Here is a 25,163-nt window from a genome sequence, read left to right on the forward strand (position 1 = left end):
GAGCATACCCCAGCTTTGTGCCATTCGGCCAAAGCACGGCATCACGCAGTTCTGGATAACGAACGGCCGGCGTGCACCCAGCGCCGCCGGCCGTCCGGAAATCTCACGCCGCGGTGAAGACGCGGGCTACCAGCCGCGATCCACGTTGCGCACCTCGCCGGTCCGAGAATCGACATAGACCTCCATCCAGCGCCCGGAACGGTCGCGGCCCTCGACCTGCCACTCGTCGCCGAGGAACTGGGTGTTGGATACCGTCACGACGCCGATACTGGTCGCGACGTCGAGGGCAGCCTCCATCGAAATCTGGCTGCCGGAATCATAGGCCATCGCCGGCGTCGCAGCGCCGATCGCCAACGCCGTAATGGCGGGAATAATGAAGCTTCGCATCAGTCACTCCTCATGGAACGGGATATCATGCCGCATAAAACGAGCGGCTGACCCGATCTGTTCCAGGAACAACAACGACGGAACAGCACGAAACTTCGGCAGTCGCGGCAATTTGGTGGCAGTTCCAATTTCATCGATGCGCAATCGCCTTGCGCGATGCCTTCTTCCAGATCCGGAAACCGCCCTCGAATGCGTTGGCGTTGTCACCGAACCTCACCTTGGGCGGCGGGTTGTCGACCTTGTCGGCATTGCCGCCGCCGAGCACGATGTAGTCGGGCTCCAATGCAGCCGACAGCCGCGCGATGACGTCGTCGACGCTCTTGCGCCATTTCTTCCGGCCGCGCCGCTCGAGGCCGGCGGCGCCGACATAGTCCTCGAATGTCGCGTCCTTCCGGTAGGGCAAATGACCGAGCTCCATCGGCTCATACACGCCCTCCACGATCATCGCGGAGCCGAGCCCGGTGCCGAGGCCGAGAAACAGCATCCGCCCGCCCTGATAGCTGCCGATCGCCTGCATCAGCGCATCGTTGACGACCTTCACCGGCCGGCCGAATGCGTCGTGAAAATCAAAGCCGGCCCAGCCGCGGCCGAGATTGTGCGGCTCGGCCAGCGGACGGTTGTGAACCACCGGACCGGGATAGCCGATCGAGATCACGTCAAAGGACCAGTCCCTGGTCAGCGCCTTGACCTGCCGCACCATCTCGACGGCGGACAGAGTTGGACCTGACTCGAATTCGCGCTTGATGCGCTCCCTGTCGGTCATGACCTTCACATGCGTGCCGCCGATGTCGATCGCCAGCACCGTCCGCCGCGACGCGGGCCTTTTCTCTGTCTTGCCTGTCTTCCTGCTTGTCTTCCTGGCCATCGGTCGACCTCTCTCGCGCGCACCGAGTGGAGCAGAGAAACGCATCGCGCGCCACAGCCCCGTTCTGCATCTGACTCCAATTTGTTCGCGAGGAACGAATCGGAATCGAGAAAATCGGCGCGGCTCAAGCATTAACAAGACGTGTGCGACCGCCGCGCGGAAGCAGCCGATGTTGTACCGAGATGGGATAATCACTCTCGGCGCGGAATATATCTGCGCAATTCGGGCGCGTAGCGTTGCGTCGCGTCACCAATCAAGCGACGATTCGCATCGCACCCACGTTCCCCATCCGACTCCAGTTTGTTCGCGAAGAACGAATCGGAATCGAAAAATCAGCGCGACATGATTCTTAACAACACGTTCTCAACATTGGACGTTGGCACACCTTCGCAGGGCGGATTAGCAATGTGTCATCCGCCGTATCACCGCGACACCATTGCGGTGAGTTGCGAGAAGCCTGTTCATCGCCCACGCCTTGCGCGGAGCCGTTTGCCACCTCGCCCTACGCGCGATGTCATCCGCCAGCCTTCGAGATGCAGCCAAAGCGCTTCGGTCACCGGCCCATGCGCATGCCGGCGATGGCGGATTGCCGCCAGATTCTCTTCGCGGCCCGGAAAATTCGGCCCGGCGATGCTAATCAACCTGCCGTCCCTGATCTCATCCTCGATCAGCCACGCCGGCAGATGGCCCCAGGCGAGACGATGCAGGATCAGCTCCTTCTTCATCATCTGATCCGGCACGGTGCAGCGATGGGCGCCGTCGATCAGGAAGAAGTTTTCCGACGACGATCGTCGCGCCGTATCGCGGATCACGCACTGCGTGAACGGACGCATCTGCTCCGGCATGATCCGCTTCGTCGACGCGAACGGCAGAAAACCGGGCGCAACAACCGGCACCATAGCCGTGGTTGAGAGCTTGATCTGTTCGAAGCGCGGATCCGATGGCTCCGCGCGATGAAATACGAGGTCGGCGTCACCCTCGGCGAGACGCTCGAGAGGCCCGCCAACCGCCTCATATTCGAGGTGCAGTCGCGTGTTCGGATACCCGGCAAAGAACCCCGAGAGCATTTGCAGCACCGGCGGCCGCGGGCAGAGGTCGCCAATCACCACACGCAAGACGACCTCTTCGCCGCTGACGAGTTGGTCCGCGTAGGTCTGCAGCAGGTCGAGTTCGCGCAGCGTCAACCGCGCGCTCGTGAAACGTCCGCCCCGCGTCCGTCAGCCCGACGCGATATCCGCCGCGATCGAACAGCGTGAGGCCGAGCTGCTGCTCGAGGCGGGCGACCGCCGCGAACACCGACGGGTGCGACCGATTCAGCGCCGCTCCGGCCGCCTGGAAGCTTCCCTCAGTCGCGACGGCGTCGAAGCAGCGCAAGTCGTGAAGCTTGACCCGGTCCATTGTTCATAAAACCTACAGAGATTTGTCAATCTTAGTAATTTTTGTTGCTGGGCGCGAGTCCTAATCTGGCGCGATGCGAAGCCTGTCCAACAGCAGAAGGAACGAACGACATGAGCGGCGATCAGCACTTCACGACGCGGGACGGCTGCCGAATTGCGTACCGTCTCGACGGCCCCGACAACCGGCCGGTGCTCGTGCTCTCGAATTCGATCGCCACCAACCTGCACATGTGGGATCGCTCGGCGCCGGCGCTGAGCCGCTCGTTTCGGCTGCTCCGCTACGACACCCGCGGTCACGGCGGCTCAGATGCACCGGTGGGCGCCTATTCGATGGACCGGCTCGGCCGCGACATGGTCGAATTGCTCGACGCCCTCGCGATCGATCGGGCGAATTTCCTCGGCCTGTCGCTCGGCGGCTTCATCGGGCAGTGGCTCGGCATCTTCGCACCTGAACGTATCGATCGTCTGATCCTCTCGAACACCGCATCCCATCTTGCGTCGGAGCTGCCGTTCGACGACCAGATCCGCGCCGTGCTGGCCGCCAGCGACATGGATGGAATCGCTGACGGCTTCATGCGCAACTGGTTTCCGGCGACGATGCTGGCTACGCCGAACGAGATTGTCGACGCGTTTCGCAACATGGTGCTCACTACGCCGCCGCGCGGACTCGCCGGATGTTACGCGGCGCTGCGCGATGTCGACCTTCGCCGGGCCATCTCGCTGATCGCGGCTCCCACGCTGGTGATCGGCGGCGAGAGCGACACCGTCACGCGAGCCAGTCACAGCGAGGCGATCGCCGCGACCATTGCCCATGCAAAGCTCGTTCTGCTGTCCGGCGTTCACATCCTCAATGTCGAGCAAGCGGATCGGTTTAATAGCGAGGTACTGAGCTTCCTGCAGCCCGCACCGTAAGCGTTCTCGATCCGACTCCATTTTGTTCGCAAAGAACGAATCGGAATCGAACAAATCAGCGCGAAGCGAATCTTAACAACACGTTTGCGATGTCGATATTGATCGACTTTGTAGGGCGGATTAGCCGAAGGCTAGTCCGCCGTCCATGCAGCAGATATGGCGGGTTACGCGGAGCCTGTCATCGGGCCGCCCTTCGGGCGGACCCGTTGGCTAATCCGCCCTACGCGATCCTCCGCATACGCAAGCTCCGGCCGCAGCGCGCGCATCTTCTCCGCAAGCCTGTGGCTTGCCGTCTCCTCCGCACACGCGAGGCGGTTGACGAGCGCGACATAGTCGGCATCGCTTTTGTGCTGGTTGAGTTTCGACTGCCCTTCGATCTCGTCGACCACGAGATCGATCACCCTGATCCCCGCAAGCATCGCCTCGCGCTTGCCGGGCTCCATCTGCGTGAGGTTCCAGGGCTGCTTCGGCAGGCGCGCCTCGGAGACCGCGAGCAGCGCATCGCCATGGCCGCGGTTGTCGTCGAGCGCGCGCAGATACGCGACGCCGGACAGATGCACCGCCTCGTAGAGCCAGGTCGAGACGTTGTCGCGCGAGACGTACCAGTCGTTCGAGATGTAGGCGTCGTCACCCGAGACGATCAGCAGAAAGTGCCTCGTGCCGTCGGCGAGCTTGACCAGCGGATTCTTCGCGGTGAGATGGAACTGCACGATCACGCGATCGTCGCGCCGCACGATCACGAAGGGAACATGGGACGCTCGCGGGCCGCGCGCATCGGCGGCGACGATGGCGCCGAAGCCGCGCGCCGCCGCAAAGGCCAGCGCGTGGTCGTCCTCGATGCGAAACTGGGGACGGAGGATGTGCATGGCGGCGGCGCTCGCGGCTGGAGGGAGACGACCCAGCGAAGCTAGCGCAAGTTTTGCCGGAGATCACCGCCATGCACCGTCCGGCTCAGCAGATCATGGCGTTGTCGCCGTGGTCGCAGACGCCGCCCGGCTGGTCGCGCGGCAGCGTTTCGAACTCGCCGAAACGCGGCGCCACCATGCGCGGCGGCCCACCGCCCCAGCGGCCGGTGGCCGCGGCATGTCCCTTTGCGAATGCGGAAGGGCCGGCCGCATGGACCTCGCGCGCCATGGCCGATGCCGTCAGCATGACGAGCGCAACCAGCCCCGCCTCGACGCACTTGATCGTGGTCATCGAGCTTCTCCTGTTGGATTCAACAGGATCGGACCATCTCGCCGGCCTGTCGAAGCATTTTCGCTGTAACCATGACGGGCGGCACCATCAGATTATTCCACTGCGACCCAGCCAAATTTCTTGCCCGACCGCTCCGTTCGACACATTCGGTTGATAGGAGCGTGAATGTCCGGTGCCTGCAGGATGGGTGGGCCGCAGCTATAGCCATCCGCATGCGCGGGGTGATGACACTGCCTGTTTGACATCTTGAAGCGGGAACCATCCACCGCCGTCGTCCTGGCGAAAGCCAGGACCCATTACCCCGAATCTCAATTGTTTCGCGACGCTGGGCCACAGCGCGTTTCAACAATGTAGCCCTGCGGTTATGGGTCCCTGCTTTCGCAGGGACGACGGTGCGAAGGGAGAGGCTCACTTCGATCTCAGCAGCGGCGTTCGGCCCGTTGAATTGACTGCACACGGCGGGTTACGCTGTCGCCAATCTCCCGCACTCCCGCTGGAAGGATCACCATGAACGGCAATCGGTATTACGGCGTCCGCGTCGAGGGTGCGAAATACGGCGTGGGGTTCGGCTCGGCGCTGGCGATTGCGATCTCCTACACCAAGAACCATTCGATCCTGTGGGCGATCATCCACGGTATCCTGGGCTGGCTCTACGTGATCTACGCCGCGCTGTTCGGGTGATGCGCACACCATGACCGTCATCTCGATCCAGTCACAGGTCGCCTTCGGCCACGTCGGCAACAGCGCGGCCACCTTTCCGATCCAGCTGCACGGCATCGACGTCGTCGCCGTGCCGACCACGCTGCTCAGCAACCGACCGGGCTATTCGACCATCCGCGGCCGCGTTCTCGACGTGCAGCTCGTCGCCGACCTCCTGCAAGGCATCGAGGAACGCGGCGCGGTCGAGAGCGCCCGGATGATCCTGTCAGGCTATCTCGGCTCGGCCGATATCGGCTCTGATGTCGCCGACTTCGTCGCCCGCGCGAAAGCGGCGAACCCGGCCCTGCTCTATTGCTGCGATCCGGTGCTCGGCGACCGCGACCGCGGCATGTTCGTGCGCCCGGACATCCCGCCGCTGGTGCGCGACCAGCTCTGTCCGCTGGCCGACATCATCACGCCCAATCATTTCGAGTTCGAGTTCCTCTGCGGCGCCCGCGTGACGACGATCGATGACGTCGTCGCGCGGGCCCGCGCGCTGATGGCGCGGGGTCCCGCGACCATCGTCATCACCAGCGCCGAGCTTGCCGGCACGCCCGAGGCCGAGATCGAGACGCTGGCAATCGAGCGCGCTGCATCCGAGGGCATTCGCGCATGGCGCGTACGCACCCCGCGGGTGCCGATCAGCCCGTCCGGCACCGGCGACCTGTTCGCAGGGCTGTTCACTGCCGCGCGCGTGCGCGGCCTGGCGACGCCGGACGCGCTCAGCCACGCCGCATCAGGCATCCACGGCGTGCTGGTGCGCACGGCGGAAAGAGGAACCGAGGAAATGCGCATCGTCGAAAGCGCTGGCGTGATGCTGGATCCGAAGCCGCGTTTCGCGGCGGTCGCGATCCCTGCATCCTGACATCCGGGACACGTTTCATGATCGACACCATCACCTTCCTCACCTACGCCGCCGTCGTGCTCGGCCTGTTCCTGATCCCCGGACCCGCGGTGCTGCTGGTGCTCGCACGCTCCGTGACCGGCGGCCCGCGCGTCGGTGTCGCCACCGGGTTCGGCATCGCGCTCGGCGATCTCGTCCACACCGCGATGGCGACGTTCGGCCTGTCGGCGGTGCTGATGACCTCGGCGCTGACATTCTCGATCGTCAAATACGTCGGCGTGATCTATTTGGTCGTGCTCGGCATCCGCGCGCTGTTCGAGAAGAATGACGACCTGCATCTGCCCACGGCGCAGCCGGTCGATCCCAGGCGCGCGTTCCGGCAGGCGATCTGGGCGGAAGTGCTCAATCCGAAGACCGCGCTGTTCTTCCTCGCCTTCCTGCCGCAATTCGTGCATCCCGGTCACGGCTCGGCCGTCGCACAGTTCGCGACGCTGGGCCTGATCTTCGTGGTGATGAGCGCGGCCTACACCTCGCTGCTCGCGCTCGCCGCCGGCCAGATCAGCCCGTGGATCCGCCGGCATCGCCGCATCGGGCAGTGGCAGGGCCGCGTGGTCGGCACGATCTATATCGCGCTCGGCATCCGCCTCGCATTTCAGGAGCGCTGATGTCTCCGCTCAAGCCGCAAGCCACGTATGACGACTTCGCCCACCTCGATATCCGGATCGGCAAGGTCGTCGAGGTGCAGCCGTTTCCGCGAGCCCGCAATCCCTCCTACAAGGTCGGCGTCGATGTCGGCGCCGGGCGGATCATGTGGTCGAGCGCGCAGATCACGAATTACGAGCCGGCGGCGCTGGTCGGGTCGCTGGTGGTGTGCATCTGCAATCTGGGTCCGAAGAACATCGCCGGTTTCACCTCGGAACTCTTGATCCTCGGCGCCAGGGACGCGGGCGGCCAGGTGATCGTGCTCGGCCCGCGCAGCGAGGTTGCGGTCGGCGAGCCGATCTTCTGACGGCCCGCACTCATCACGGCCGCGTGATTCAAATTGTCTGAAATCCCCGTAGTTTACCGATGGGGGATGATCCGGATTCTCGATGCCCGCGCGCGCTGCTATTCCATCGCGCGAGAATCGCTTCGGCATGGGAATCGCAAGATGTCTGCAGTTTTCTTTCACTGCTCCGACGACAAGCACGTCATCCTGGATCGCATCGGCGTCGCCATGGACCTTTCGGAAGCAAGGGTGCATGCGGAGCAACTGGCGCGCAGCTTTGTCATGACACCGAGCGCGGAGGACTGGCGCAACTGGGCGGTCCACGTCACCGACGACATCGGGACCGAGATCTTCGAGCTGCCGTTCACCGCCGTCCTCGGCGAATTGCACTGAGGGCGTGCCATGAATGCGATGGAACTCGCCCTGCAGCCCTTGCGCCGCCACCTCGCCCGCCTCGTTGCGCGCTGCGTCGCGCTGCTCGACGGCGTCGTCAACCCCTATCACCCCGAGCTGTATTACATGCGCGGGCCCGGCCCGAAATGCCGCGCCAGACGCCAGGCCGTACTGCGCGACTAGCCGAGGGCGTCCGCAAACGAGAAAAGGCCGGCGGGCGTTACGCCACCGGCCTTCTCCTGCAGCTGCCGGTTCCCGGAGTCCGGTTCCGCCGCGATCCACTTGGTCTCAAGCTTGCGCCGACAGTTTTAATCAAATCTTAACGGCATGGCGGTGAGCTGGATCAGAGACTTCTTCGCCGTGCCGCGCGTGTCTGATCGTTCGTCGTGCCTGACGCGCTGCACATCGTTTTTGTGCGGATCGCTCGACGATTGTGCGCCGTGCATCTTAGGGAACGCACGACTCAGTGTTACCCTGTGATGCAAACCGAAACGGAGAACTTCGGAATGCCGTACTACACCTTCGATCTCGTGGTGGGGGACGAGTTCCGTAATCAAGGAACGATCATCCTCGAAGACATCAGCCTCGCCTCCGATCGCGCCGATCAGCTCGCCAATGAGCTGTCGCAGGTCAAGCCGGAGCTCAAGGCGCGTGGTTGCGCCGTGCGCGTCACCGACATTGACCGGCGCGAACTCTACCGGACGCCGCTCGATCCCGTGCCGCGGTGGCGCAGGATCGGCTAGCGCCGGCAGGCCTCAGGTTCTGACGATCGCGCTTGTTGCCGCGCGCTCCTGGTTTTTGCTGCGCGCGGCGACCGGTCACTTCTTCAGGTTCAAGCGGCCGATGAAGTCGCGCTTGCCGAGCGGCGCGCCCTTGTGGCGGAGGATGTCGTAGGCCGTTGTCGAATGAAAGAAGAAGTTCGGCAGCGAGAACGACATCAGGAATCCTTCGGCCGTGAACGGCATCGACCGATCCCCGACCTTGAACGTCACTTCGCGCCCGAGCAGCGCGTTGACCGCATCCGGCGTCAGGGCCGACAATTCGCTGTGCGCGTCCTTCACCAGCGCCTGCAGTGCGGCATAATCCAGATCGGGCTTGCCGGACGGCGGCACGAACACGCCGTTCTTCGCCGCCTCCATCGCGCCGCGGGAGTGATGCGCGAGCGAGACCACCTGAAAGCGGAACGGCAGCATGTCAGGAAACAACCGGGTCTCGACGATGTCGGCCGGATCGATGCCGTTGTCCTTGAAATGCGCGAGGCTCTTCTCGAGAAAACCGGAGGCGGAGCCCAGGATCTGCAGATAGTTGGCGACGGTCGCGTCATAGAGTGAAAAGGTCATGGCGAATTCCCCCAGATAGAATTTGTCGGCTGCTTGCCCGAACAGAGTTCCCGGAATTTCCGGCCAAGGCAAGCGGCTCTGGGGGGTTCGCCAATCGAACGATCCGGCGTGCCGCGCCGGATCACTCGACCATCGTAGCTACCGGCGGTCAGCTCTGATGCGGTCCGCGCATCATCTTCAGGGCGTCCTCGATATGGCGCCAGTCGCGGGCGTCTTCGGTCTCGCCTTTGCGCTCGCAGGCCACCGCGTTCTGCGCCGCCTGCGCAATCGCCTCCGGGCCGTGCTTCAGCAGCATCTGCCGCGCGATGGTGTGGATTTGCATCTCGCCTATCATGGCGCTCTCCTCCGCTGTCGACCGCCGCCGGACGGGCGAATGCGCTTCCCGCGGCGCTGACATCAGAAACCACCGAATGCCGCGTCTGGTTCCCATGCGCGATACAATCTGCAGTTCCCACGCGCCGCGGCGGCGGTTACACAGACGAACTCCATCCCTTTCCCGAGTTGCCGTGCTATGGCGCAGAACATCTATGACGATCCCGGCTTCTTCGCCGGCTATAGCCAGCTCCCGCGGCAGGTCCGCGGGCTGCTCGGCGCGCCCGAATGGCCCGCGATCCGCGCCATGCTGCCGGATGTCGCGGGCAAGCGCGTGGTCGATCTCGGCTGCGGCTTCGGCTGGGTGGCGCGCTGGATGCGCGAGCAAGGCGCCTCCGACGTGCTCGGCGTCGACCTGTCGCAGACGATGATCGCCCGCGCCAGCGCCATGACGCAGGATCCGGCCATCACTTACGAGATCGCCGACCTCGAAACGCTGGAGCTGCCGAAGGCCACGTTCGACCTCGCCTACAGCGCTCTCACCTTCCATTACATCAGGGACTTCGATCGGCTGGCGCGGATGCTGTATCGCACACTCGTCGCGGACGGACATCTGGTCTTCACCATCGAACATCCGATCTACATGGCAGCCACCCGTCCTGACTGGAGCCAGGATCAGGACGGCCGCAAGACCTGGCCGGTCAACCGCTACTTCATCGAGGGCGAACGCCGGACCGATTGGTATGTGAAGGGCGTGCTGAAATATCACCGCACCATCGGCACCACGCTCAACGCGCTGATCGGCGCTGGCTTCACGCTGCGCCGTGTCGAGGAATTCTCCCCGACACGGGAGCAGATCAAGGCCATGCCTGAACTCGCCGACGAGCTCGAGCGGCCGATGATGCTGCTGGTGTCAGCGCAGCGCTAAAGCATGATCTGGAAGAGTGCGAAGCGGTTTTCCCTCGCGACAAACGCAACGCGCTTGCGCGGAGATCACGCTCAACCAAGGAGCCGAAGCACGCATAGCGCTTTAGCGTCAGGCCGCGAGCAGCTTGTCGAATTCCTCGGGCGGGTATGATTTTCCGTCCTTGTCGGTGATCACCACCTGCCATCCCTCGCTGGCCCAGACCCTGGCCTTGGCGATGATGATGAAGGTGCTTTCCCGCTCAATCCTGACCGTTTCGTTCTCGCGTTCTGCGATCATCTTGTAGGTCAACGCTTGTCCCTCGCCGACATAGTCCATCCGGCGCTGTGTTGGCAGCGGCTTTGGGCTGCATTTCGCTGGGAGTGTGACAATTTGGTGGAAGCCCGCAGCAAGATGCGGCAGAGCGCAATTTGTGGGCGCGGCTACGCCAGCTTGCCCATCAAGGTCGGCATATCCAGCGCCGACGAGTTGACATTGACGCTGCGCGCGAATCGCATCTGCGGTCCCTCGAAGGTGCAGGTCACGGTGTCGCGGAACGCCGATTCCACGAAGGTCCAGGTCATCACGAAGGTGCGCAGGTCGCGCCAGGTGCCGCTCGCGACCACGCGCATCACATCGGGCTGGTACTCGTGATGCAGCTTGTTGCCGGTCATCGTCGTGGTGCCTTCGCGCGGCGCGTCGAGACCGACCTCGACCTTGTGCGTGCCTCTGCCATCCTCGAGCGTGAAGGTGCAGGTCTTGTCGGCGAAGCTGAGATTGACCGATTTGATCGCGTCGGCATTGTCAGGCATCTGCCAGGTCTTGCCGGAAATCTGCGCCACGACCGGCGATGATGCCGGGACCAGTGGCGGCAGCAGCTGCAAGGCTGCGGTGCGCGCCGTCAGCTTCTCGGCATCGGCATCGTTCTTCGCCGCGGTGGCAGCGAACATTGCCGGGAAATGCCGGAACACCAGCTTGTTGAATCCACTGCGTTGCGGAATGCCGGCGGTGATCGCAAGGACCGCATTGTGCTTGGGGAAGACGAAGCTGAGCTGGTCGAACAGGCCGTCGGCGTAGAACGTCTCGGGCCCGATCCACCATTGATAGCCGTAGGTGTCCTTGACATGCGGCTGCTGCACCGCCGCCACCCAGTCGGCGGGCAGCACCTGTTTGCCGTTCCACATGCCGTTCTGCGCGTACAGAATGCCGAGCTTGAGGCAATCGACGGTCTTCCAGCTCAGGCCGTTGGCGCCGGGCGAGATGCCCTCCGGCCCGACCGGCCATTCATAGCCGGAGATTCCGAGAGGATCGAAAAATCGTGGCTTGAGATAGTCGGCCACGGTCTCGCCGGTCGCCTTGGTGACGATCGCGGACAACAGGTAGGTCGCAGCCGAGGTGTAGACCCATTTGGTGCCGGGCTGGTAGACGACCGGGATCTTGAAGAACTCGGCGACCCAGCTGGTCTTAATCGGCCGCCACGCCGAGCCCGAGGTCATCGAGGCGTGGCCGGTGCGCATGGTCAGGAGGTCTTCCACCGTCATCGCCGCGAGCTTGTCGTCGACGACCGGCGGCAGCTTGTCCTTGAAGAACGAGATCGCCTTGTCCTGCAGACCGAAGCGCTTGTCGGCCATGGCGAGCCCGACCGCGCTGACGGTGACGCTCTTGGTCAGCGAATGCATCATGTGGTTGCGATCGGCGCGATACGGCGACCACCAGCCCTCGGCGACAACCTGGCCGTTGCGCCACAGCATGAAGCTGTGCAGCTCGTAACCCTGGCGATCGACCTCGTCGAGAAAATCGAGGATCGCGGATGGCGCGATGCCCTGCTCCTCCGGCCGGCTGCGCGACAGCCCATCGGCAAAGCTGGTTTCTGCCTGCGCCGTCGTCACTGTGCCAATGCGTCCGTCAGGCGCAAGCAGCACGGCGGCGCCACCCATGAAAAGCTGCAATGCTCCACGCCGTGACGGCCGGCCCGATGCGACGCCGTCCGTTTCTTGATTGTTGTTGGGCATGGGCCGTCCTCCGGAAGCAGCACGGAGGTTATGGCTCCGGCCCGCCCTGTCAACGGATCGGGCACGCATGGCCGCAAGCAAAAAAAACCGCCTTGGCGGGACACTCCAAGGCGGGGAAAGGATCGTTGGGTAGAAATCCACGCACCTGGAAAATGCCAGCGCGGGGAAGTAGCGGCACCAATTCTATTGGGCTGGGTGGTTCGGACAACAGGATTAAAGCGCGCGCAACGCCGGGAGTTTTTCCCGATCCGGCCGACGAAAAATCCCGAACGCTGGCTGTGCAGCGCGGCTCACTGCACCACGTCGAGCCTGACATTGGCGACGCCCTTGCCGATCATGCCGAGCGACTGCGCCGCGGAATACGAGACGTCGACGATACGCCCGGGGACGTAGGGCCCGCGGTCATTGACGCGCACGGTCACCGAGCGGCCGGTCTTGACGTCGGTGACGCGCAGCTTGGTGCCGAAGGGCAACGTCGGATGCGCGGCAGTCAGTTCGTGCGCGTTGAACTTCTCGCCGCTCGCGGTCTCCTGCTCGTCGCTGTAGAAGCTCGCAACGCCCTGCGACGCGACCTTGCTGTCGGCGGTCTTGCGCGCGGCGTAGGGCGCATGCCGGTGCGCGGTTGCGACATGTGTGCGGGTCGCCGATGACGCCCGCGTCGGCTCCGCCGACGCCGGCCGGCTCGCGAGCGCCTGCGAGCGCTGGCTGACGACCGAGGACTGTGCACAGGCCGCAAGCGACGCTGCGCCGATCACCACCGCAAACAGCCGCAGCGGCTTTCGCGCTTGAGCCACCACAGCGGCGGGCACGGCACCGCGCGCACGGCCGATAACGTCGACGTACGAAATGACTGCATCGTCGCGTGACATGTTGCATCCCCAACTCGCGCCCCAGCCCAAGCCGAAAATCCAACACCCGCCTAATGAGCCGAATCCAATCGGGGCAGAACGGTGGCGGACCGCAGTCAGACCCACCGCACACTGCGCGATTTCCCCTCGGGTGTGGTGGATGTGCCACACAACCCAGGAGATTCCCCCGGAAATGCAGCCCTGGAGCTCCCTGCCCGCGCGTGGCTTCCCGCAGCCTCGGCAGCCCGCTCCGGTTCCCGAAACTCCCCAACCTCTCCACCCTCTCGCCTTGCTTTGGTCAAACCCGGCTGGAGTTGTGGGGACAGGGCCAGGGGTCGATACAGAGCGAAATTTGCCGGCCGCCCATTTGCGGTTTGACCTTGGACTGAAACGGGGACCGCCATGCAATCCACACTGAAAGACGCTGATCCGCACGATATTTTCGCGATCGAACCCAGCTTCGCTCCGGCCCGCCCGGACAATGCCGCTGCACCTGCACCTGCCGGCAAGGCAGCGCCGGGGCAGCGCGAGCCCTATTTCGGGCCGAGTCTCGCGCCCGCGTCCACGCCATCGATCGCATACGCAGCGGCGGCCGCCTCTGTGCCGCCGGCAGCGCCGATCCCGGTGACGCCGGTGCCGCCGGCCGCGCCGGAATATAGCGCCGCAAGCCATGACGGCAGGCTGGACGACATCCGGCTGGAGCGCGCACCGCGCCCCACCAACAAATGGGCGATCCGCGCCTTCTGGTTCGTGTTCGCGATCGCCGGCGCGATGGGCACCGCGGCGTGGCAGCACTACGGCCATCGCGTCAAACAGCTGGCGGCCGAGTACGTGCCGCAGGTCGAGGCCCTGACATCGCTGCTGCCAGGCAAATCGACCGCCGCTCCCGACCAGGCCAGTCCGCCGGCCGCGCAGGCGGCAACCGCCGAGCAGCCCGCTGAGGCCGCTCCGGCCGCTACGCCACAGGACGTCGCCACCTCCGCGCCAGCCGCAGCGCCGGCCGCCGCGGCGGCGGCGGTCGCACCCGCTGCGCCGGCCGCGCCAGCCGCAGCCGCAGCCGCACCTGACCAGACGCAGTTGCTGCAGTCGATGGCGCGCGATCTCGCGTCGATGGGACAGCAGATCGAGCAGCTCAAGACCAGCATCGATCAGCTCAAGGCCAGCCAGGATCAGCTGGCGCAGCGTGTTGCACGGACGACCGAGACCAGGGCCGTCGAACCACGGCCGGTCGCGCCGCGCCCGCGCGCCGCGGTCACGCCCCAGGCAGTGCCGCATGCGGCCGTTGCTCCCCCGCCGATCCGTCGGCCGGCGCAGGCCTATATCCCGCCGCCGCCTCCGTCGGCATCAGCAGCACCGCTGCCGCCCCCCGTGGCAGCCGCGCCGCAGGCTGTCGCACCGCGGCCGGTGCAACCGCAGCAACAGTCGAATATCGTCGATGCTGATGATGGCGGCCCCGTGGTTCGGCCGCCAATGCCGCTGCGCTGACGGCTAACCAACGACAAAAAAGCGGCCGCTCGCGATGACGCGACCGGCCGCTTTGCATTTTGAGCGCGAATTACGCGCTCTGTCCCGGCGGCAGCACGACCACGGTCGCGCCCGGCTTGACGTGCTGATAGAGATCGATGACGTCGGCATTGTTCATGCGAATGCAGCCCGACGAGATCGCCTGCCCGATATATTCGGGCTGGTTGGTGCCGTGGATGCGGTACAGCGTGTCCTTGTTGCCCTGGTAGAGGTAGATGCCCCGGGCACCCAGCGGATTGGCCGGTCCACCGGCGACCCGCTTCGGATATGGTCCGAGCCGCTCCTGGATATCCTGGGTCGGAACCCAATCGGGCCACTCGGCCAGACGGCCGACCGTGGCCACCCCGGAGAACGCCATCGCCTCCTCGCCGACGGCGACGCCGTAGCGGATCGCCTTGCCGCCGGGCAGCACGTAATAGAGGTAGCGCGCGTCGGTATCGACCAGGATCGACCCCGGCTGTTCCTTCCGCGTGTAAGTGACAATGTGGCGCTGGAACTGATCCGGGATCTTGGCGTCCGCATAGGGCGGATGCGCCAGCAATTGCCGATCACGCGGCGTCATCGCAGCATCCGTCACCGGCGACAGCGTCGCCTGCATGCAGCCGCCAAGTGCAAGCGAACCCACCAGCACCGCAGCAAGCCCCAACTTCGACACGATCATTCTCCCCTGCGTCAACTTGTGGCACTTGCTGCCGAAATCGTGCTGAAATCGTGGCAGCCCCGATTGGAACACGGCTGTTTGATCGGTTCCCTCGGGAAGTGTGTCCTTACGGTTGCAGTCGGTTCCCGCGGACGCTAGCCTTGCGGCAAAATGTCTAAAACCTCGGGAGGAATTCGATGCGTTACGCTCTGCTGATCGGCGGCCTGATTGTCGCGGCAACACCGGCCCACGCCGCCGATCCGCGCGCGGCCTATGTCACGATGGTGCTGCAGGCCTTTGCCGCCAAGGTCGAGTGCCCCGGCACCGATCTGGTCTATCAGGACCTCGTGCAGCGGGCGCAGGACATGCACCTGCCCGACGGCACCACCGAACAGGTGCGCAAGGCGATCGCCTACATGCACACCGGCGGCAAGATGGGCGAGAAGCAGGCCGACGATCTGATGACCGAAGTCGCGATCGCAACCCAGACCACCGACCTCGATCAGCGCCGTGCCGGCAGCATGACGACCTGGTGCCAGGACCAGAAGTCGCGGCTCGCGGGCTACATCAGGACCAAGTAATCAACTTCAGTTCTCAATCGAGCTCCGGCGGCGCGAACCAGTTGGTCAGCGACAATCCGCCGTCGACCACGATCGATGCGCCGGTGACGTAGCCGGAGAGCTTGTGCGAGAGCACGGCGAGCGCCATTGGCGCAAGATCGTCCGCCTGCCCGAGCCGGCCGAGCGGAATGTGCTTTGCCAGCGCGGGATCGGCGACGAAGCCGCCGGCAGCGATCGCGCCGGGTACCAGCGCATTGACGCGGATGCCATAGCGGCCCCAGCTCTTGGCAAGCTCCTTCACCAGCATCGCCATGCCGGCCTTCGCCGTCGAGTAATGCGGCAGGTTGCGCGGCGTGCCGGCATGCAGCGAGGTGAGCAGCAGGAAAGAGCCCGGCTTCTTCGCCGCGATCAGCTTGCGCGCCAGCTCGCGCGAAAGATGAAAGCCGGCGTCGAGATTGACCGCGTGCATCTGCCGCCAGGTCTCTTCGTCGACCGCCATCGCATGATCGGCCTCGCGGCGCGGCGGCGAGGCGCTGTGGACGAAATGGGTCACCTGCCCGACCGTGTCTTGCGCATGCGCCAGCAACGCGTCGCATGCCTTACGCTGCGCGAGATCGCCGACCCAGGGCACGGCAAGTTCGGGACGCGGGGCGGCCTTGATGGCGGCCAGGACCCGATCCTCATGCAGGTCTGCGAAGACGGTGCGCACACCTTCGCCGACCAGGGCCTGCGCGATGGCGCGGCCGATGCCGTTGCCAGCGCCGGTCACCACGGCCGCGTCGCGCGCGGGATCGAAGGGCGATGTGAAGAGGCTCATGACTCCAAACTCCCGAGCTGGTGGACGCGTGCTCAGTACGGCGGCGCCTTGCGCGCCCGCTGGGCCTTGGCGGCCTCGATCCACCAGCTGAAGTCGTCGGCAAAGCGTGGAAAGGCGCGTTCGAGCGACTTGCCGCCCTCGCCGATCGGCTTGCCCTCGGCCGACAGCGTCTGCGCGATCGGCCCCGCGCTGATCGTGCTCGAGATCACCACCATGCCCATCTCCGACAGCGTGCCGTGCCAGGCGGTCGCGGCGCGCGCGCCGGCGAACCGTCCGGCCGAATAGCTCGCGATCGCCGCCGGACGCCAGAACCATTCCTCGAGGAAATGATCAGTCAGATTCTTCAGCCCGGGCTGGATGCCCCAATTGTATTCGCCGGTGACGAACAGGAAGCCGTCGGCGTCGCGGATCTTGCCGGCGAGCGTTTCCAGCACGGCCGGCGCCTGCCCCTTGGGATGCTCCTTGTACATCCGGTCGAGCATCGGCAGGCCGACCTCCTTGGCATCGATCAACTCGACATCGTTGCCGCGTCCACGAAGGCCGTCGATGACGAAATGCGCCAGCCGGATGCCCATGCGATCCGAGCGATAGGAGCCGTAGAGAACGAGAATGCGGTGGGTCATGGCGCGATCCTACCACGGCGCTGCGACAGTCGTCCTGCGGCTGGCGTGCAGATGTTGACCGGCATTCCGGCCGGTTTTCACGAGCATTAAGCAATTGGTCGCAGGCGCCTCGCCGCGGCCCAAAATCGCCAGATTTCTTTTCTGGATATGGATTTGCTTCGAGAAGGAGAACCCGACATGCGGATCGCACTGGTTTTCGCAGGCTCGCTCGCGGCCATCGCTGCCCTGGCCACGCCGGCGCTGGCGAAGAGCGCCGAGCGGCAGAAAGCCGAAGAGAAATCCACCGCCACCACACCGGCCGGCTGCCAGGCCTACCAGCAGGCCGCCGACGGCACCTGGAACCAGCTTCCCTGCGGCGAAGCGGGCTCGGGCGGTGCCACGCAACACCGCGCCGCGACCAAGGGCACGGACGACGACGAGCACTGACCGCCACGCCCTGCCGCCCCGCGCGGCCGGCGACGCGGCCCGTCGACTTTCGGACAATACGGACGGCCGGCCCCGCCGCGGCTCCGTATCATAAACCCTAGCTTAATGCGCTCCCGGTACGGTTGAGGCCTCTCCCTCTCCCGTCAAGAAATGGCGCGCATCCCATGAAAATCGGTACTCTCCTGACGGCCGCGATCGTCTCATTGTCCGCGGTCGGCGGCGGCCTGGCGGCCTATGTCGCGGTCACCAAGTACCAAACCATGGACAAGGTCTCGACCGCGCAGAGCCGGCTCGAGATCGTCCGCGCCGTCGGCAACATCCCGCGCTACATGAACCCCGAGCGTGGCTACGCCACCAATCTGCTGCTTGGGGGAGCCACGATCGATCCGAAGCAGATCGCCGAGCTCGACCGCCAGCGTCAATTGACCGACGGCGCCCTCGCCAAAGTCAACCAGGTGCGCGCCACCCTGCCGGGCTCGCTCGACGACGGCGAGGTCGTCGCGCGCGAGATCGATGCACTGAAGGTGAAGTTTACCGGGCTGCGCGACGCCATTGCCGCTGCGATCGCCGGTCCGGCCGAGGCCCGCCGCGCCGCCGCCGGCAAGATCGTCGCCGACAATTCCGTGTTCAATGCCGGTGTCACCACGCTGCTCGACGAGCAGGTGCGCCGCCTCGCCGGCCTCGACGGCAATGCCTATCGCCAGGCCAGCTACGCCAACGTTGCCTGGATGCTGCGCGACACCGGCGGCCTCAATGCCAGCCTGCACAAGGCGCTGGTCGGCGCCAAGCGCGTCGCGACCGAGCCGGAGAAAATGGAGCTCTATCGCTCGACCGGCCGCACCGAGCAGATCCTCTCGACGTTGCAGGAGCTGCGCAACAATCCGGCGACGCCCGCAAACGTCATGACGGCGCTCGGCAAGATGCAGGCCGATTACGTCGAGCGCTTCGGCAAGGCGCTGAAGTTCGCCAAGGAAGGCGCCGTGACCGGAAAGTACGAGCAGGATCTCGACACCTACTATCCGGAATCGCAGATCGGCCTCGCCGCCATCATCACCGTGCGGGACGCGTTCTACGAGAATGCCGAGCAGGTGCTTGCCAGCGCCTATTCGGCGGCGCGCTTCAGCTTCGTGATCGCAATGATCGGGCTGCTCGCGGTCATCGCCGTCAGCGCCGGCCTCATCGTCATGGTCCGCCGCCGCATCCTCAACCCGATCGCCGCCCTCACCGGCCGGATGTCGCGTCTCGCCGCGGGCGAGGTCGCCGAGGCGATCCCGGGCGCCGCGCGCAACGACGAGATCGGCGCGATGGCCGCCGCCGTGCAGGTGTTCAAGGACAACAGGATCGAGGCCGACCGCCTCGCGACCGAGAAGGAAGCCGAGAACGACGTCAAGATGCGGCGCGCCCGGGTGCTCGACGATCTGACCCGGGCCTTCGAAGCCAAGGTCACCGAACTGGTCGGCGGATTGTCGGCCGCGTCCTCTGTCATGGAGGACACCGCGCAATCAATGTCCGCCACGGCGGCCGCCACCAACCGCCAGGCCGCGGTCGTCGCGGCGGCGTCGGACCAGACCTCGACCAACGTGCAGACGGTCGCGAGCGCGACCGAGGAACTGACCTCCTCGATCTCGGAGATCGCCCGCCAGGTCGCGACCTCGACCGAGATCGCCGCGCGTGCGGTCGACCATGCCCGCCGCACCGGCGACACCGCGCGCTCGCTGGCCGAGGGCGCGCAGAAGATCGGCGACGTCGTCACGCTGATCCAGAGCATCGCGGCACAGACCAATCTGCTCGCGCTCAACGCCACCATCGAGGCGGCCCGCGCCGGCGAGGCCGGCCGTGGCTTTGCCGTGGTCGCCTCGGAGGTGAAGTCGCTGGCCGGTCAGACCGCCAAGGCCACCACGGAGATTTCCGAGCAGATCACCGCGATCCAGACTGCGAGCGACGAGACCGTGACCGCCATTCGCAGCGTCGTCGACGTCATCACCGAGATCGACCAGATCGGCACCGCGATTGCCGCCGCGATCGAGGAACAGGGCTCGGCGACCAAGGAGATCTCGCGCAGCGTGCAGGAAGCCGCCCGCGGCACCCAGGAGGTCAATTCCAACATCTCCGGCGTGCAGCGCGCCGCCGACGACACCGGCGCCGCCGCGAACCAGGTTCTGGGCGCGGCCGAACAGCTCTCGACACAGTCCAAGGACCTCGCCGGCCAGGTCAACCGCTTCCTCTCCGACGTGCGGGCGGCGTAACGGCAGCCACGATCGCCGAGCGGCAAAGACTCTATCCGCGTCATTGCGAGCGCAAGCGAAGCAATCCATCGTTCCACAAGTGGAGAGATGGATTTGCTTCGTCGCTATCGCTCCTCGCAATGACGCGGATCGCGTAGGGGCTCCGCAGCTCCCTAGCCTCCCCGCAGGCCGAGCACGCGGCGGGCGATCGCCTGGCGATGCACCTCGCTCGGGCCCTCATAGACCCTCATCAGGCGGGCCTTCTGCCAGAGCGCGTTGAGCGGCAACTCCAGCGTCACGCCGAGCGCGCCGAGCGTCTGCATGGCGTGGTCGCAGGCGTCATAGGCCATCTCGGTCGCGAACACCTTGATCATCGAGGCCTCGTGGCGGATGTCCTCGCCGCGGTCAGTCTTGTCGGCGGCCTCGCGCACCATCAGCCGGCACGCATGCATGCGCGTGGAGATATCGGCGATCCACCACTGGATCGCCTGGCGCTCGGCGAGCCTGACGCCGAACGTCTCGCGCTGCTTGGCGTGCTCGCACATCATGTCGAGCGCGCGCTTGGTGATGCCGACGCAGGTCGATCCCATCTCGAGCCGCCGCGTGCGCAGGCGCAGCTGCATCGGCGCGTAGCCCTTGCCGACCTCGCCCAGCACCGAGTCCTTCGGGATGCGGCAGTCCTCGAACACGATCTCATAGGTCGAGCCGCCGCCGACCATCGGGATCTCGCGCTCGATGATGAAGCCCGCCGTGCCCTTTTCGACGATGAAGGAGGTGATGCCACCCTGGCGCTGGTCGTTGCCGACCCGCGCCATCACGATGATGAAGTCGGCGGCGCGCGCATTGCTGATCCAGATCTTGCGGCCGTTCAGCAACCACTGCTCGCCCTCGAGCACCGCGCGCGTCTTCATGCCGGCGGGATCGCCGCCGGCGCCGGGCTCGGAGATCGCGATCGCCGACGCCATCCGGCCCTCGATATAGGGCTGCAGATATTTCTTCTTCTGCGCGTCGGTGCCGACCGCCTGCAGCATGCGCAGGTTCGGCGAGTCCGGCGGCAGCACGAACGGCACGCAGCTGCGGCCAAGCTCTTCATGCACCGCCGCCATCGTGCGCGTCGGCAAATCGTGGCCGCCGAGATCCTCGGGCGCGTCGAGGCCCCAGAGGCCGAGCTCCTTGGAGACGTCGCGCAGCCGCTTGCGATGCTCCGCCGTGAGCTCGGGATGATCGCTGCCCGGCAGTCTCGATTTCAGATATTGCGGCTCGAGCGGGATCAGTTCGCGATCGACGAAACGCGCGACGGTCTCACGGATCATGGCTGTCTGTTCATCATCGCTCATCTGGGATTCCTCGCCTGTGCTGTTTCGCTTCACAAAACCAGTAGCGCATTTTTTATCGGCAGGAATAGCGGAAACGCGCGCTTACGCTCACTGTCGCGCGATGGTTTCATGGTGCGGAATTCAATATCCCGCAGCGCGGTCAGCGTACTCAAATGCGCGAGATGTGGCGGCGCGTCAGGCAATCGATCGCGCCGCGAGATTGTTGACGGCGAGGAAGCGATCGACAATCAGCACGCCGATCGCCGTCACTTGCTCGCGAAACGGCGTGCAGTCGCCGCTGCAAATGCAGGTGTGCGCGATCCTGACGCCCTACCCTAGTCGGCAAAGCCGACGTAACGAACGAAGTCGCCGTTGGCCTCGCGGTCCGACCGCACCGCATTGGCGGCAAAGCTGTCGTCGGGGTAGCCCATCGCTACGCAGGTCATGATCACCTGGTCTTCCGGGATGTTGGCGACCTCGCGCACGATGTCCGAGCGCATGATGCCCTGGCCGTTGATCACGCTGCCAAGGCCGCGATCCCAGGCGGCCAGCACGATGCCGTAGCAGAGCGCGCCGAGATCGAAATGGCAGACCGCGCCGGGATCGAGGATCCGGTCGTAGGCCAGCACCAGCGAGACCGGGGCGTCGAACTGGCGGAAGCCGCGCAGCACCCAATCCTGCCGCATCGGCTTGTCGTCGCGGGCAATCCCCATGGCACCGAACAGCTTCTTGGCGATGTCGACCTGACGGCCGCGGTGCACGCCCTGGTACTCGCCATGGCTGACGATGTCGCGCTTGGCCTTGGCGCCGGCGACCATCTCCTCCATGTTGCGGCGGCGCACTTCCTCCAGCGGCTCCCCGGTCAGGACGTGGACATGCCAGGGCTGGGTGTTCATCGAGGACGGCGCCCGCTTGGCCACCTCGATGATCTCCTCGACGGTCGCCCGGGACACCGGCTGCTTCTTGAACCCGCGCACGCTTTTGCGTGTCTGTACCAGCGTCTCGAATTCCATTTGCGCGTTTCCCCCATTTTGTTCCGCGCCGCACACGGAATTTTCCCGCGGCTATCCGGGTATTTTATAGACAAAATCGGCTGTGGGAACTTGATCGGGCCAAGAATTCGATATCCAATCCGGCCACTGGTTTGGTTTAGGGAGAACCCAGATGAAGCGGATTTTCTTGGCGGCCGTGATCGCGACCTTTGCCGCCGGTTCGGCATTTGCACAGGACGCCTCCTGCGAGACGAAGGCGGTCGGCAAGGACGGCAAGCCGCTGGCCGGCGCGGCCAAGACCTCGTTCATGAAGAAGTGCACGATGGACGCCTGCGAAACCAAGGCGGTCGGATCCGACGGCAAGAAGCTCGCCGGCGCGGCCAAGACCTCGTTCATGAAGAAGTGCCAGAGCGGCGCCTGAGCTCCCTCGCCGGCGCTTATCCAGCCCCCTCTATCGGGACAGACCATCGGGTCGCGCAGAGCGCGGCCCGTTGATTATTGACGGGTCGCGCAGGGCGCGGCCCGAACGGTTATTGATGGGTGGATCGCCCCTTGATCAGGGCCGCGCCTAGGGCGCTCAGAACGAGACGCCGACCCGGACGCCCTTGCTCCAGACCCGCCGGCAGCGCTTCCTGGTATTGCCGTGAAACATTTCGAAGCGCTCGGGCAGCTGGACCGGTTTTGAAAATTCCAGGCAGGCCCCGCCGGCGGAATAGTCGACCAGCCGGCACTCGATCAGCGGCGCTTTCGGTTCGAGCTGAAGCTTGACCACGCTGGACACGCATCCTGACGGACGAACACGCGCAAATCGTCGGGGATGCATTAACGCCGCCTCTGGTGGAATCGTACCAAGAGATTCACCGCCGCCCGTTAAGATTCCGTTCAGACCGACTGTTACGAATCATGTCTGGCATCTGACGGACCGGCGCGCATGACGCCAGGCCGGCGCGAGGCCGCCAGCGTCTCCGACGGCGCTTCCCCGAAGTGCGACCGGTAGCTCCGCGAGAAATCGCTGAGGTGCCAGAACCCGTAGGCCAGCGCACAGGCCTTGACGCTGGGCGCCCCGGCGAGCAGTTGCTTGCGCACCAGCCAGAGCCGGCGCAGCCGCAAATAGCGATGCAGGCTCATGCCGCGGTAGCGCTGGATCGCGTCGTGCAGCGTGCGCACGGACACGCCGATCTGCCTCGCGAGCTCGCCGCTGTAGATCGGATGAGCGACGTCGCCGGCGAGGATGGCGCGCGCGTCGTTGAAGACCTTGAACTGGCGCGTCGTGTTGGCCCGCGTCGCCCACTTGGCCGGCACGATCTCGGCGAACGCGTTGTCGATCGCCGCGAGCAGCGTCTCCTTGATCGATGCCCCCGTGGCGAACTCGGCAATCGTCACCTGGTCCGACGTCACGAGCAACACCTGCCTCACAACTTCGCGCAACCGATCCTGCGCGCGTTGAGAGATCTCGTGAATGCTGAAATGCAGACCGGAGTTCGGCCAACCGCGGTCGACAATCTCGGGCGTGAAGATCACCGAGGCATATTGGCGGGGTGTCTGTTCCACGGAGCTGTAGAACGCACCACCGCCGCCAAGCACGATCGCCGCGCGATCACGCTCGACGCCGTTGAACCGCATCGGCACGCCGTCGTCCATCGTGAAGCCGACCGCGGTGCTATGCGGCGCGAGCTGCGCGTCGACGATCCTCGGAAAGGACTGCGTGTAATTGAGCTCGCATCCCGGCAAGCTCAGGATGATCTGCTCGGCCGAAATCTTCCGCGCAAGCGGCGTGAAATCAACATCCAGATTTCGGATCGAACTCCGGAATGCATCAACATCGTCAAAACGAAAGACTCTCGGCACCAGCAATGGCGCCGTCAAATGACCGCTCCTATGAATTGCTCTTGAAATTTCTTGCACGGCGTCGCGCCGGGCGCGCCCGCCTCATCAATAATATCCATGCATCAAATGCGAATCGTCTGACGAATTCAATCAGGAAAAATGCGGGCCGTTCGTCGAACCGGACAATCGGGCAAATGATCCCTGCTGCCGAATTTCGATAGTGTTTGCCGGGATATCCACCGTTGGGACCGGCGATCCCATCAAACTCTATACCCCTATTAAAGATTCGGGGAGCAGATTGGCATTGGGAACGATGATGTTCCTCGTCGCGGAACATTTTAGGACCGCAATGACAGTCATTGCCTCGCCCGATCTCATTGCCAAGCTCGATCACGTCTTGAAAGCCGGCTCCCCCGACCTCCGCACGCGCATGCTGCAGGAGGTGGCTGGGCTGTTTCTCGAGGACGCGCATCGCCTCAGCGAGCACCACGTCGAGGTGTTCGACGACATCCTGATCCGCCTGAGCGAGAGCGTCGAGTTGCGGACCCTGACCACGCTCAGCCGCTCGCTCGCCGATTTGCACCTGGTGCCGCGCGAACTCGCTCGTCGCCTGGCCAACCATGACGACGCCGACGTCGCCGCTCCGATGCTGCGGGCCTGCGAATGCATCCCGGAGACCGATCTGATCGACATTGCCTGGATGCGCGCCGAGGGACACCTCAGCGCGATCGCAGGACGTAAGGCCGTCAGCCAGGAGCTCACGGATATTCTGCTGATGCGCGGCGACAGCAGCGTGCTTCGCGTGCTCGCGGGCAACCCCGGCGCTGATATGACCAGCGCAGGCCTTGCCATGATGGTCGATGCCGCCGAACGCGACGAGGTCATCGCCGGCGCACTGGTGTCGCGCAAGGACCTGTCTCACCGCGTGCTTGCCGACCTCGTGATGCGATCCGCGCCGCGCCAGCAGGCCCGGCTGCTCAAGATCGCAGGTCCCGACATCCAGGACGTGATCCGCGCCGCCAGCGCCGCCCGCGCCTCCGCAAACCCGCCAGCCACGATCGATCATGCGGAGGCGCGGGCCACGGTGGCTGCGAAGCCATTTCAAGCAGTATGAG

Annotated in this window: 33 protein-coding genes and 1 pseudogene; 15 read left to right on the forward strand and 19 right to left on the reverse strand. The window is 65.0% G+C overall.

The window, feature by feature from the left end; all coding sequences use genetic code 11:
- Positions 1-126 precede the first annotated feature (126 nt).
- The 4 genes and pseudogenes from FBZ93_RS01470 to FBZ93_RS41820 form a co-directional block, all read right to left on the reverse strand.
- A complete protein-coding gene (locus FBZ93_RS01470) occupies positions 127-387 on the reverse strand; it encodes a PepSY domain-containing protein (RefSeq protein WP_146984232.1) in 261 nt (86 codons plus the stop codon).
- Positions 388-517: 130 nt separating this feature from the next.
- Entirely contained in the window at positions 518-1,252 is a 735-nt protein-coding gene (locus FBZ93_RS01475; RefSeq protein ID WP_167528871.1) for an ROK family protein, read from the reverse strand.
- Between the two features lie 461 nt (positions 1,253-1,713).
- On the reverse strand, positions 1,714-2,436 hold the full coding sequence (locus FBZ93_RS01480; RefSeq protein ID WP_349643249.1) for a substrate-binding domain-containing protein: 723 nt from the start codon (positions 2,434-2,436) through the stop codon (positions 1,714-1,716).
- A 79-nt stretch (positions 2,437-2,515) separates the two neighbouring features.
- A pseudogene (locus FBZ93_RS41820) lies at positions 2,516-2,650 on the reverse strand (helix-turn-helix domain-containing protein); the annotation flags it as partial.
- 110 nt (positions 2,651-2,760) lie between these two features.
- Between FBZ93_RS41820 and FBZ93_RS01485 the strand changes: the two are divergent.
- Positions 2,761-3,561: an alpha/beta fold hydrolase gene (locus tag FBZ93_RS01485; RefSeq protein ID WP_146984233.1), complete on the forward strand. Its 801-nt coding sequence runs from the start codon at positions 2,761-2,763 to the stop codon at positions 3,559-3,561.
- A gap of 164 nt (positions 3,562-3,725) precedes the next feature.
- Here the strand turns inward: FBZ93_RS01485 and FBZ93_RS01490 are convergent, their stop codons facing one another.
- Together FBZ93_RS01490 and FBZ93_RS01495 are read right to left on the reverse strand one after the other, a co-directional pair.
- Complete coding sequence (locus tag FBZ93_RS01490) at positions 3,726-4,427, reverse strand: FMN-binding negative transcriptional regulator (RefSeq protein WP_146984234.1); 702 nt, start codon at positions 4,425-4,427, stop codon at positions 3,726-3,728.
- Between the two features lie 85 nt (positions 4,428-4,512).
- Complete coding sequence (locus tag FBZ93_RS01495; RefSeq protein ID WP_146984235.1) at positions 4,513-4,758, reverse strand: hypothetical protein; 246 nt, start codon at positions 4,756-4,758, stop codon at positions 4,513-4,515.
- A gap of 507 nt (positions 4,759-5,265) precedes the next feature.
- On the opposite strand from FBZ93_RS01495, the gene FBZ93_RS40435 reads away from it, so the two are divergent.
- From FBZ93_RS40435 to FBZ93_RS01520, 7 genes are all read left to right on the forward strand, one after another.
- Positions 5,266-5,439, forward strand: a complete 174-nt coding sequence (locus tag FBZ93_RS40435; protein ID WP_016840760.1) for a hypothetical protein — start codon at positions 5,266-5,268, stop codon at positions 5,437-5,439.
- A gap of 10 nt (positions 5,440-5,449) precedes the next feature.
- On the forward strand, positions 5,450-6,322 hold the full coding sequence (gene pdxY, locus FBZ93_RS01500) for a pyridoxal kinase PdxY (protein WP_146984236.1): 873 nt from the start codon (positions 5,450-5,452) through the stop codon (positions 6,320-6,322).
- Between the two features lie 17 nt (positions 6,323-6,339).
- Positions 6,340-6,966 carry a LysE family translocator gene (locus tag FBZ93_RS01505; RefSeq protein ID WP_146984237.1) on the forward strand — a complete coding sequence of 209 codons (627 nt, stop codon included), beginning with the start codon at positions 6,340-6,342 and terminating at the stop codon, positions 6,964-6,966.
- Positions 6,966-7,310 carry a tRNA-binding protein gene (locus tag FBZ93_RS01510; RefSeq protein ID WP_146984238.1) on the forward strand — a complete coding sequence of 115 codons (345 nt, stop codon included), beginning with the start codon at positions 6,966-6,968 and terminating at the stop codon, positions 7,308-7,310. Before FBZ93_RS01505 ends, FBZ93_RS01510 begins: the two co-directional genes overlap by 1 nt.
- Positions 7,311-7,451: 141 nt before the next feature.
- On the forward strand, positions 7,452-7,682 hold the full coding sequence (locus FBZ93_RS01515; protein WP_050422148.1) for a DUF6894 family protein: 231 nt from the start codon (positions 7,452-7,454) through the stop codon (positions 7,680-7,682).
- A 9-nt stretch (positions 7,683-7,691) separates the two neighbouring features.
- Positions 7,692-7,865 carry a hypothetical protein gene (locus tag FBZ93_RS40440; RefSeq protein WP_167528872.1) on the forward strand — a complete coding sequence of 58 codons (174 nt, stop codon included), beginning with the start codon at positions 7,692-7,694 and terminating at the stop codon, positions 7,863-7,865.
- Positions 7,866-8,188: 323 nt separating this feature from the next.
- Positions 8,189-8,425: a hypothetical protein gene (locus FBZ93_RS01520; RefSeq protein WP_021079644.1), complete on the forward strand. Its 237-nt coding sequence runs from the start codon at positions 8,189-8,191 to the stop codon at positions 8,423-8,425.
- Between the two features lie 75 nt (positions 8,426-8,500).
- Here the strand turns inward: FBZ93_RS01520 and FBZ93_RS01525 are convergent, their stop codons facing one another.
- Positions 8,501-9,022, reverse strand: coding sequence for a DUF1993 domain-containing protein (locus tag FBZ93_RS01525; protein ID WP_146984239.1), 522 nt, complete (start codon positions 9,020-9,022; stop codon positions 8,501-8,503).
- Between the two features lie 148 nt (positions 9,023-9,170).
- The gene (locus FBZ93_RS01530; RefSeq protein ID WP_083632758.1) at positions 9,171-9,356 is read right to left on the reverse strand and encodes a hypothetical protein; all 186 of its coding nucleotides are present in this window, start codon (positions 9,354-9,356) and stop codon (positions 9,171-9,173) included.
- A gap of 177 nt (positions 9,357-9,533) precedes the next feature.
- Between FBZ93_RS01530 and FBZ93_RS01535 the strand changes: the two genes are divergently transcribed.
- Complete coding sequence (locus FBZ93_RS01535) at positions 9,534-10,262, forward strand: class I SAM-dependent methyltransferase (RefSeq protein ID WP_146984240.1); 729 nt, start codon at positions 9,534-9,536, stop codon at positions 10,260-10,262.
- A 108-nt stretch (positions 10,263-10,370) separates the two neighbouring features.
- Here FBZ93_RS01535 and FBZ93_RS01540 read toward each other — a convergent pair whose 3' ends face one another.
- From FBZ93_RS01540 to FBZ93_RS01550, 3 genes are all read right to left on the reverse strand, one after another.
- Positions 10,371-10,577, reverse strand: coding sequence for a hypothetical protein (locus tag FBZ93_RS01540; protein WP_146984241.1), 207 nt, complete (start codon positions 10,575-10,577; stop codon positions 10,371-10,373).
- Between the two features lie 104 nt (positions 10,578-10,681).
- Positions 10,682-12,175, reverse strand: a complete 1,494-nt coding sequence (locus FBZ93_RS01545) for a serine hydrolase domain-containing protein (RefSeq protein ID WP_167528873.1) — start codon at positions 12,173-12,175, stop codon at positions 10,682-10,684.
- Between the two features lie 365 nt (positions 12,176-12,540).
- Positions 12,541-13,119 (reverse strand): septal ring lytic transglycosylase RlpA family protein, encoded by a 579-nt coding sequence (locus tag FBZ93_RS01550; RefSeq protein ID WP_146984243.1) that lies wholly within the window; start codon positions 13,117-13,119, stop codon positions 12,541-12,543.
- A 381-nt stretch (positions 13,120-13,500) separates the two neighbouring features.
- On the opposite strand from FBZ93_RS01550, the gene FBZ93_RS40445 reads away from it, so the two are divergent.
- Positions 13,501-14,583, forward strand: coding sequence for a hypothetical protein (locus FBZ93_RS40445; protein ID WP_167528874.1), 1,083 nt, complete (start codon positions 13,501-13,503; stop codon positions 14,581-14,583).
- 70 nt (positions 14,584-14,653) lie between these two features.
- Here FBZ93_RS40445 and FBZ93_RS01570 read toward each other — a convergent pair whose 3' ends face one another.
- Positions 14,654-15,283: a L,D-transpeptidase gene (locus tag FBZ93_RS01570; protein ID WP_433995374.1), complete on the reverse strand. Its 630-nt coding sequence runs from the start codon at positions 15,281-15,283 to the stop codon at positions 14,654-14,656.
- A 176-nt stretch (positions 15,284-15,459) separates the two neighbouring features.
- Here FBZ93_RS01570 and FBZ93_RS01575 point away from each other — a divergent pair, with 176 nt between their 5' ends.
- Positions 15,460-15,843 (forward strand): hypothetical protein, encoded by a 384-nt coding sequence (locus FBZ93_RS01575; protein ID WP_146984248.1) that lies wholly within the window; start codon positions 15,460-15,462, stop codon positions 15,841-15,843.
- 13 nt (positions 15,844-15,856) lie between these two features.
- Here FBZ93_RS01575 and FBZ93_RS01580 read toward each other — a convergent pair whose 3' ends face one another.
- Positions 15,857-16,639 carry an SDR family NAD(P)-dependent oxidoreductase gene (locus tag FBZ93_RS01580; RefSeq protein ID WP_146984249.1) on the reverse strand — a complete coding sequence of 261 codons (783 nt, stop codon included), beginning with the start codon at positions 16,637-16,639 and terminating at the stop codon, positions 15,857-15,859.
- 32 nt (positions 16,640-16,671) lie between these two features.
- Complete coding sequence (locus FBZ93_RS01585; protein WP_146984250.1) at positions 16,672-17,262, reverse strand: NADPH-dependent FMN reductase; 591 nt, start codon at positions 17,260-17,262, stop codon at positions 16,672-16,674.
- A gap of 177 nt (positions 17,263-17,439) precedes the next feature.
- On the opposite strand from FBZ93_RS01585, the gene FBZ93_RS01590 reads away from it, so the two are divergent.
- On the forward strand, positions 17,440-17,688 hold the full coding sequence (locus tag FBZ93_RS01590; protein WP_146984251.1) for a hypothetical protein: 249 nt from the start codon (positions 17,440-17,442) through the stop codon (positions 17,686-17,688).
- 164 nt (positions 17,689-17,852) lie between these two features.
- A complete protein-coding gene (locus FBZ93_RS01595) occupies positions 17,853-19,934 on the forward strand; it encodes a methyl-accepting chemotaxis protein (RefSeq protein WP_146984252.1) in 2,082 nt (693 codons plus the stop codon).
- Between the two features lie 152 nt (positions 19,935-20,086).
- On the opposite strand, the gene FBZ93_RS01600 is transcribed toward FBZ93_RS01595, so the two are convergent.
- From FBZ93_RS01600 to FBZ93_RS01610, 3 genes are all read right to left on the reverse strand, one after another.
- Entirely contained in the window at positions 20,087-21,250 is a 1,164-nt protein-coding gene (locus FBZ93_RS01600; protein ID WP_146984253.1) for an acyl-CoA dehydrogenase family protein, read from the reverse strand.
- A 29-nt stretch (positions 21,251-21,279) separates the two neighbouring features.
- Complete coding sequence (locus FBZ93_RS01605; RefSeq protein ID WP_146984254.1) at positions 21,280-21,477, reverse strand: hypothetical protein; 198 nt, start codon at positions 21,475-21,477, stop codon at positions 21,280-21,282.
- Positions 21,478-21,564: 87 nt separating this feature from the next.
- The gene (locus tag FBZ93_RS01610) at positions 21,565-22,242 is read right to left on the reverse strand and encodes a nitroreductase (protein WP_146984255.1); all 678 of its coding nucleotides are present in this window, start codon (positions 22,240-22,242) and stop codon (positions 21,565-21,567) included.
- A 151-nt stretch (positions 22,243-22,393) separates the two neighbouring features.
- Between FBZ93_RS01610 and FBZ93_RS01615 the strand changes: the two genes are divergently transcribed.
- The gene (locus FBZ93_RS01615) at positions 22,394-22,642 is read left to right on the forward strand and encodes a hypothetical protein (RefSeq protein ID WP_074126695.1); all 249 of its coding nucleotides are present in this window, start codon (positions 22,394-22,396) and stop codon (positions 22,640-22,642) included.
- A gap of 156 nt (positions 22,643-22,798) precedes the next feature.
- Here the strand turns inward: FBZ93_RS01615 and FBZ93_RS01620 are convergent, their stop codons facing one another.
- Positions 22,799-23,044 carry a PilZ domain-containing protein gene (locus tag FBZ93_RS01620; protein ID WP_074126694.1) on the reverse strand — a complete coding sequence of 82 codons (246 nt, stop codon included), beginning with the start codon at positions 23,042-23,044 and terminating at the stop codon, positions 22,799-22,801.
- 71 nt (positions 23,045-23,115) lie between these two features.
- Positions 23,116-24,087, reverse strand: coding sequence for an AraC family transcriptional regulator (locus FBZ93_RS01625; protein ID WP_246667323.1), 972 nt, complete (start codon positions 24,085-24,087; stop codon positions 23,116-23,118).
- A 181-nt stretch (positions 24,088-24,268) separates the two neighbouring features.
- Here FBZ93_RS01625 and FBZ93_RS01630 point away from each other — a divergent pair, with 181 nt between their 5' ends.
- Positions 24,269-25,162, forward strand: coding sequence for a DUF2336 domain-containing protein (locus tag FBZ93_RS01630; RefSeq protein WP_146984256.1), 894 nt, complete (start codon positions 24,269-24,271; stop codon positions 25,160-25,162).
- Position 25,163 lies beyond the last annotated feature (1 nt).

This window comes from Bradyrhizobium macuxiense, assembly GCF_007993935.1.
Lineage (GTDB): Bacteria > Pseudomonadota > Alphaproteobacteria > Rhizobiales > Xanthobacteraceae > Bradyrhizobium > Bradyrhizobium macuxiense_A.

Coding starts and splice junctions, on each gene's coding strand:
- FBZ93_RS01595 (WP_146984252.1), top strand. CDS start 17,853: ATGAAAATCGGTACTCTCCTGACGGCCGCGATCGTCTCATTGTCCGCG.
- FBZ93_RS01505 (WP_146984237.1), top strand. CDS start 6,340: ATGATCGACACCATCACCTTCCTCACCTACGCCGCCGTCGTGCTCGGC.
- FBZ93_RS01600 (WP_146984253.1), bottom strand. CDS start 21,250: ATGAGCGATGATGAACAGACAGCCATGATCCGTGAGACCGTCGCGCGT.
- FBZ93_RS01510 (WP_146984238.1), top strand. CDS start 6,966: ATGTCTCCGCTCAAGCCGCAAGCCACGTATGACGACTTCGCCCACCTC.
- FBZ93_RS01540 (WP_146984241.1), bottom strand. CDS start 10,577: ATGGACTATGTCGGCGAGGGACAAGCGTTGACCTACAAGATGATCGCA.
- FBZ93_RS01585 (WP_146984250.1), bottom strand. CDS start 17,262: ATGACCCACCGCATTCTCGTTCTCTACGGCTCCTATCGCTCGGATCGC.
- FBZ93_RS01620 (WP_074126694.1), bottom strand. CDS start 23,044: ATGCATCCCCGACGATTTGCGCGTGTTCGTCCGTCAGGATGCGTGTCC.
- FBZ93_RS01470 (WP_146984232.1), bottom strand. CDS start 387: ATGCGAAGCTTCATTATTCCCGCCATTACGGCGTTGGCGATCGGCGCT.
- FBZ93_RS40440 (WP_167528872.1), top strand. CDS start 7,692: ATGAATGCGATGGAACTCGCCCTGCAGCCCTTGCGCCGCCACCTCGCC.
- FBZ93_RS01545 (WP_167528873.1), bottom strand. CDS start 12,175: ATGGGTGGCGCCGCCGTGCTGCTTGCGCCTGACGGACGCATTGGCACA.
- FBZ93_RS01520 (WP_021079644.1), top strand. CDS start 8,189: ATGCCGTACTACACCTTCGATCTCGTGGTGGGGGACGAGTTCCGTAAT.
- FBZ93_RS01610 (WP_146984255.1), bottom strand. CDS start 22,242: ATGGAATTCGAGACGCTGGTACAGACACGCAAAAGCGTGCGCGGGTTC.
- FBZ93_RS01485 (WP_146984233.1), top strand. CDS start 2,761: ATGAGCGGCGATCAGCACTTCACGACGCGGGACGGCTGCCGAATTGCG.
- FBZ93_RS01490 (WP_146984234.1), bottom strand. CDS start 4,427: ATGCACATCCTCCGTCCCCAGTTTCGCATCGAGGACGACCACGCGCTG.
- FBZ93_RS40445 (WP_167528874.1), top strand. CDS start 13,501: ATGCAATCCACACTGAAAGACGCTGATCCGCACGATATTTTCGCGATC.
- pdxY (WP_146984236.1), top strand. CDS start 5,450: ATGACCGTCATCTCGATCCAGTCACAGGTCGCCTTCGGCCACGTCGGC.
- FBZ93_RS01530 (WP_083632758.1), bottom strand. CDS start 9,356: ATGATAGGCGAGATGCAAATCCACACCATCGCGCGGCAGATGCTGCTG.
- FBZ93_RS01525 (WP_146984239.1), bottom strand. CDS start 9,022: ATGACCTTTTCACTCTATGACGCGACCGTCGCCAACTATCTGCAGATC.
- FBZ93_RS40435 (WP_016840760.1), top strand. CDS start 5,266: ATGAACGGCAATCGGTATTACGGCGTCCGCGTCGAGGGTGCGAAATAC.
- FBZ93_RS01615 (WP_074126695.1), top strand. CDS start 22,394: ATGAAGCGGATTTTCTTGGCGGCCGTGATCGCGACCTTTGCCGCCGGT.
- FBZ93_RS01515 (WP_050422148.1), top strand. CDS start 7,452: ATGTCTGCAGTTTTCTTTCACTGCTCCGACGACAAGCACGTCATCCTG.
- FBZ93_RS01550 (WP_146984243.1), bottom strand. CDS start 13,119: ATGTCACGCGACGATGCAGTCATTTCGTACGTCGACGTTATCGGCCGT.
- FBZ93_RS01590 (WP_146984251.1), top strand. CDS start 17,440: ATGCGGATCGCACTGGTTTTCGCAGGCTCGCTCGCGGCCATCGCTGCC.
- FBZ93_RS01580 (WP_146984249.1), bottom strand. CDS start 16,639: ATGAGCCTCTTCACATCGCCCTTCGATCCCGCGCGCGACGCGGCCGTG.
- FBZ93_RS01575 (WP_146984248.1), top strand. CDS start 15,460: ATGCGTTACGCTCTGCTGATCGGCGGCCTGATTGTCGCGGCAACACCG.
- FBZ93_RS01475 (WP_167528871.1), bottom strand. CDS start 1,252: ATGGCCAGGAAGACAAGCAGGAAGACAGGCAAGACAGAGAAAAGGCCC.
- FBZ93_RS01535 (WP_146984240.1), top strand. CDS start 9,534: ATGGCGCAGAACATCTATGACGATCCCGGCTTCTTCGCCGGCTATAGC.
- FBZ93_RS01570 (WP_433995374.1), bottom strand. CDS start 15,283: ATGATCGTGTCGAAGTTGGGGCTTGCTGCGGTGCTGGTGGGTTCGCTT.
- FBZ93_RS01495 (WP_146984235.1), bottom strand. CDS start 4,758: ATGACCACGATCAAGTGCGTCGAGGCGGGGCTGGTTGCGCTCGTCATG.